This is a genomic window from uncultured Flavonifractor sp. (assembly GCF_944387675.1).
In the GTDB taxonomy this organism is placed as follows: domain Bacteria; phylum Bacillota; class Clostridia; order Oscillospirales; family Oscillospiraceae; genus Flavonifractor.
Genome location: NZ_CALXFV010000135.1, coordinates 1 through 4,587, shown reverse-complemented (window position 1 = coordinate 4,587; position 4,587 = coordinate 1). Strand labels below are relative to the sequence as shown.

At 62.5% G+C, this 4,587-nt stretch carries 6 protein-coding genes; 3 read left to right on the top strand and 3 right to left on the bottom strand.

Going from position 1 to position 4,587, the window contains the following annotated elements; genetic code table 11:
- Nucleotides 1-67 precede the first annotated feature (67 nt).
- Together Q0J74_RS10445 and Q0J74_RS10440 are read left to right on the top strand one after the other, a co-directional pair.
- Nucleotides 68-661 (top strand): chromate transporter, encoded by a 594-nt coding sequence (locus Q0J74_RS10445; RefSeq protein WP_297214375.1) that lies wholly within the window; start codon nt 68-70, stop codon nt 659-661.
- Complete coding sequence (locus tag Q0J74_RS10440) at nt 658-1,245, top strand: chromate transporter (protein ID WP_297214373.1); 588 nt, start codon at nt 658-660, stop codon at nt 1,243-1,245. Before Q0J74_RS10445 ends, Q0J74_RS10440 begins: the two co-directional genes overlap by 4 nt.
- A gap of 43 nt (nt 1,246-1,288) precedes the next feature.
- Here Q0J74_RS10440 and Q0J74_RS10435 read toward each other — a convergent pair whose 3' ends face one another.
- From Q0J74_RS10435 to proB, 3 genes are all read right to left on the bottom strand, one after another.
- Nucleotides 1,289-1,618 carry a hypothetical protein gene (locus tag Q0J74_RS10435; protein WP_297214371.1) on the bottom strand — a complete coding sequence of 110 codons (330 nt, stop codon included), beginning with the start codon at nt 1,616-1,618 and terminating at the stop codon, nt 1,289-1,291.
- Between the two features lie 90 nt (nt 1,619-1,708).
- Nucleotides 1,709-2,956, bottom strand: a complete 1,248-nt coding sequence (locus Q0J74_RS10430) for a glutamate-5-semialdehyde dehydrogenase (protein ID WP_297214369.1) — start codon at nt 2,954-2,956, stop codon at nt 1,709-1,711.
- 46 nt (nt 2,957-3,002) lie between these two features.
- Entirely contained in the window at nt 3,003-3,812 is an 810-nt protein-coding gene (proB, locus tag Q0J74_RS10425) for a glutamate 5-kinase (RefSeq protein ID WP_297214367.1), read from the bottom strand.
- A 216-nt stretch (nt 3,813-4,028) separates the two neighbouring features.
- Here proB and Q0J74_RS10420 point away from each other — a divergent pair, with 216 nt between their 5' ends.
- Complete coding sequence (locus tag Q0J74_RS10420; protein WP_297214365.1) at nt 4,029-4,523, top strand: tRNA (cytidine(34)-2'-O)-methyltransferase; 495 nt, start codon at nt 4,029-4,031, stop codon at nt 4,521-4,523.
- The last annotated feature ends 64 nt before the right edge of the window (nt 4,524-4,587 follow it).

Genomic DNA, 4,587 nt, shown 5'->3' with positions numbered 1-4,587 from the left:
GACTGGCGGATGCCCTCCGATGCGGCGGCGGCCCTGTGGCTGGAGGAACTGGAGGGGCTGAGCTGACGTGAATCTCTGCTGGAATTTATTTTGGACCTTTGCCAAAATCGGGGTATGTACCTTCGGGGGCGGCTACGCCATGCTGCCCATCCTCCAGCGGGAGCTGGTGGAAAAGCGGGAATGGGCCACCGAGGAGGAACTGTCCGATTACTTTGCCATCGGCCAGTGTACCCCCGGCATTATTGCCGTCAATACCGCCACCTTTGTGGGCCACAAGCTGAAGGGGGCGGTGGGGGGTGTGACGGCCACCTTGGGCCTGGTGTTTCCCTGTCTGGTCATCATCATGCTCATTGCCGCCTTCCTGCAAAACTTTGCCCACCTGCCGGTGGTGATCCACGCCTTCAACGGCGTCCGGGCCTGCGTGTGCGCCCTCATTCTTTCCAGCGTTCTCAAGCTGCGGAAGAGTACCGTGGTGGACAAGTCCACCGTGATCATCTTTATGGTGGTGGCAATTTTGGCCATCCTGGGGAATTTTGTGACCTTTCCACCCAACGTCCTGGGCAGCGTGCTGAGCTATGTGACCTCCCCCATTGTGCTGGTGGTGGCGGCGGGGGTGGCCGGACTGTGTATCCGGGCGGCGAAGGGGGGGCTGAGAGCGTGATTTATCTCCAGCTTTTCTATGAGTTTTTTAAGGCGGGCCTCTTTGCCATCGGCGGTGGGCTGGCCACCATCCCCTTTCTTACCGATATGGGGACCCGCACCGGCTGGTTTACCGCAGGGGAGCTGGCCAACATGATCGCCATCTCCGAGTCCACCCCCGGACCCATGGGGGTGAACATGGCCACTTATGTGGGCTTCCACACCGGCAGCCTGGCAGGAGGCGCCGCAGGGGGCATTGCGGGGGGCGTGGTTGCTACCCTGGGTCTGGTCTGTCCCTCCATCCTGGTCATCCTCATCATCGCCGGCTTTTTGAAGAAGTTCCGGGAGAGCCGGGGAGTGGACGCGGTGTTCTACGGCATCCGCCCCGCCTCTACCGCCCTCATCACCGCCGCCCTGGTGGAGGTGTGCGCCATTGCCCTGGTCAACACCGGGGCAGCCTTCGGTACGGCGGCCTTTTTCCACTGGAAGGCCATTCTGCTGGCAGTGGCCGTCTTTGCCTGTCTCCAGGTCAAACCCTTGAAAAAGCTCCATCCCATCGTGTTTATTGCCGCCTCGGCAGTGGTGGGCATCCTGTTCCAGTTTTAAAGCAAAACATCCCGCAAAGCAGCCGCTTTGCGGGATGTTTTGGTTACAGCAGGCAGCGCTGCCCCAGGTCCAGATAGTGGGCGTCGGCCCGGACGGTGAGGCGCCGGGGCGCCTCCGCCTCGGGCAGATAAAACCGGACCCCCCGGAGCACCACGTCGGCGGCCTGAGACCCGTGGTGGGCGGGGACGGAGAAGATCCGGGCGCCCCGGCAGATATCCCCCTCCGTCACCTCCACCGCCACTGCCACCCGCCGCTCCGGCAGGACTCCCGCCAGGCGGAGGGAGCAGTCCAGGGTCTGCCAACCCCCGGGTTCCAGCGGCCCCAGGTCGCAGTACAGCGTGCCGCCCTCCAACGTCAATTGGCGTTCCAGCATGGAACAACCCCCCAAAACAAAAAGTCATACGGCGGGCGAAACCGCCCGCCGTATGTAGAAAATCACCCGAGGGGCCGCTCCATCCTATGCTCAGCGGATTTGGCCCGTGCCGTAAATGATGAACTTGCTGGAGGTCAGCTCCTCCAGACCCATGGGACCTCTGGCGTGCATCTTCTGGGTGGAGATGCCGATCTCCGCCCCCAGTCCGAACTCAAAGCCGTCGGTAAACCGGGTGGAGGCGTTGACGTAGACCGCCGCCGCGTCCACCACATCCAAAAACCGCTGGGCGGCGGCGTAATCGTTGGTGACAATGGCCTCGGAATGGCCGGAACCGTGCTGGGCAATGAAGTCGGTGGCCTCCTCAAAGCCACCCACCACCTTGACGGCCAGAATGTAGTCGCCGAACTCGGTGTCCCAGTCGGCCTCCGAGGCGGGTGTTACAGCCTCGCCCAGAATGGCCCGGGTCTCCGGGCAGCCCCGCAGCTCCACGCCTTTGGTCTGGAGCAGCTGCCAGGCCATGGGCAGGAAGTCCCGGGCAATTCCCCGGTCCACCAGCAGACACTCGGCGGCGTTGCACACCGAGGGACGGGAGGTCTTGGCGTTGTGGATGATCCGGGCGGCCATGCCCAGGTCGGCCCCCTCGTGGACATAGACATGGCATACCCCCACTCCGGTTTGAATCACCGGTACCTTGGCGTTGTTGACCACGTTTTGGATCAGCCCTGCGCCCCCCCGGGGGATAAGCACGTCCAGATATTCCGTCAGGGCCATCAGCTCCCCGGCGCTCTCCCGGCTGGTGTCCATCACCAGGGCCACGCAGTCCCGGGGCAGACCCGCCCCCTCCAGGGCGTCCCGCATCACCGACACAAAGGCCTGGTTGGAGCGGAAAGCCTCCTTACCTCCCCGGAGGATCACCGCATTGCCCGATTTGAGGCATAGAGCGGCGGCGTCCACCGTCACATTGGGTCGGGCCTCGTAGATAATGCCGATGACCCCCAGGGGGACCCGGCGCTTACCGATGGTGAGGCCGTTGGGCCGGGTGGTCATTTTGATGACCTCCCCAATGGGGTCGGGAAGGGCGGCCACCTGCCGCACCCCCTCCACAATGCCGGCGATACGCCCGGCATCCAGAGCCAGACGGTCCAGCAGGGCGGGGCGGAGTCCGGCGGCCCGTCCTGCCTCCAGGTCGGCGGCGTTGGCGGCCAAAATCTCCTCCTGCCGGTCTACAATGGCGGCGGCAATGGCCTCCAGCGCCTGATTCTTCCGGGCGGTTCCCGCCACGGACAGCACCCGGGCGGCATGTTTGGCCGCCAGGCCCTGGGTTTCCAACTGTGTCATAATCAGCCCTCCTCTGTTGTCTTTCCTGTAGCGCCGGGCGGCGGAATCAACAGGTCCCGGGGGTAAACCGGGTCCCTACATCCCGGCCCGCCACAATATCATAAATAGCCTCCATCTTGCTGCCGTTGGCGATGACCATGTCGATGCCCGCCTCCAGACAGAGCTGGGCGGCGTTGAGCTTGGTGGCCATGCCGCCGGTTCCCCGCCAGGTGCCGGCGCCCCCCGCCATGGCCCGCAGCTGGGGGGTGACGGCGGTGACCCGGTGGATCAGCCTGGCCTCGGGGTGGGTGCGGGGATCGGCGTCGTACAGCCCGTCAATGTCGCTGAGCAGAATCAGCAGCTCCGCTCCGCACAGCCTGGCCACCATGGCCGACAGGGTATCGTTGTCGCCCAGTACCTTGCACTGGCCGGTCTCAATCTCCGCCGAGGACACCGAGTCGTTCTCGTTGACAATGGGGATAACCCCCAACCCCAGCAGGGACTCAAAGGTGTTGTGCAGATGCTCCGAGCGCACGGGGGCGTCCACATCCTCCCCGGTGAGAAGGATCTGAGCCACCGTCCGGTTGTATTCGGCAAAAAACTTGTCATATACGTGCATCATCATGCACTGGCCCACCGCGGCGGCGGCCTGCTTCATCTTCAGCTCGGTGGGCCGCTGGGCCAGCCGCAGTTTTTTGGTGCCGATGCCGATGGCGCCGGAGGAGACCAGCACCACCTGAAGCCCCATGCCCTGCAAATCGGAGAGCACCCGGGCCAGATGCTCCATATTATGTAAATTCAGACTGCCCGTCTCACGGGTGAGGGTGGAGGTGCCTACCTTAACCACCACTCTGCGGATGGTACTGCTGTTGTCCAAAATCACTCATCCTCTCCGGCGGCTTCCCCGCCGAATCCTATCATATCACAGATTCTCACCGCAATAAAGTGTAAAAGCAGAGAAAAGAAAGCCAGAAATCAGCAAAGAAAACCAAAGGTTTTAGTACTTTTTCACGCTTTCCTGGTTGAAATTTGTGCTGGATTGGAGTACAATAGCCTCCGCTGGTAATAGTAAGGTCTGGAAAGAGGTGGGAAGATGCTCAATATTGTGCTTTTTGAGCCGGAGATCCCACAAAATACAGGGAATATTGCCCGCACCTGCGCAGTGACGGGGACAAGGCTCCACCTTATCGAGCCGCTGGGTTTTGACATCAGCGATAAGGCGGTGAAGCGGGCGGGGCTGGATTACTGGCACCTGGTGGATGTGCGGGTATACCACAGCCTGGAGGATTTTTTCCAGAAGACCGGGGCGGAGGACATCTGGCTGGCCACCACCAAGGCCCCCAGGCCCTACACCCAGGCGGAGTTCCGGGATGAGTGCTGGCTCATCTTCGGCAAGGAGACCGCCGGCCTGCCGGAGCAGTTCCGGCTGGCCCACAGCGAGCGCTGCATTCGTATCCCCATCCGGGCGGAAGCCCGGTGTCTGAACCTGTCCAACGCCGCGGCCATCGTCACCTACGAGGCTTTGCGGCAGCTGAACTTCCCTGGACTCACCGGGGAGGGCGAGATGAAAGGAGCTAGAACAGGATGAACTACAACAAGAAAACCGTGAAGGACATCGATGTGGCCGGCAAGAAGGTTCTGCTGCGCTGCGA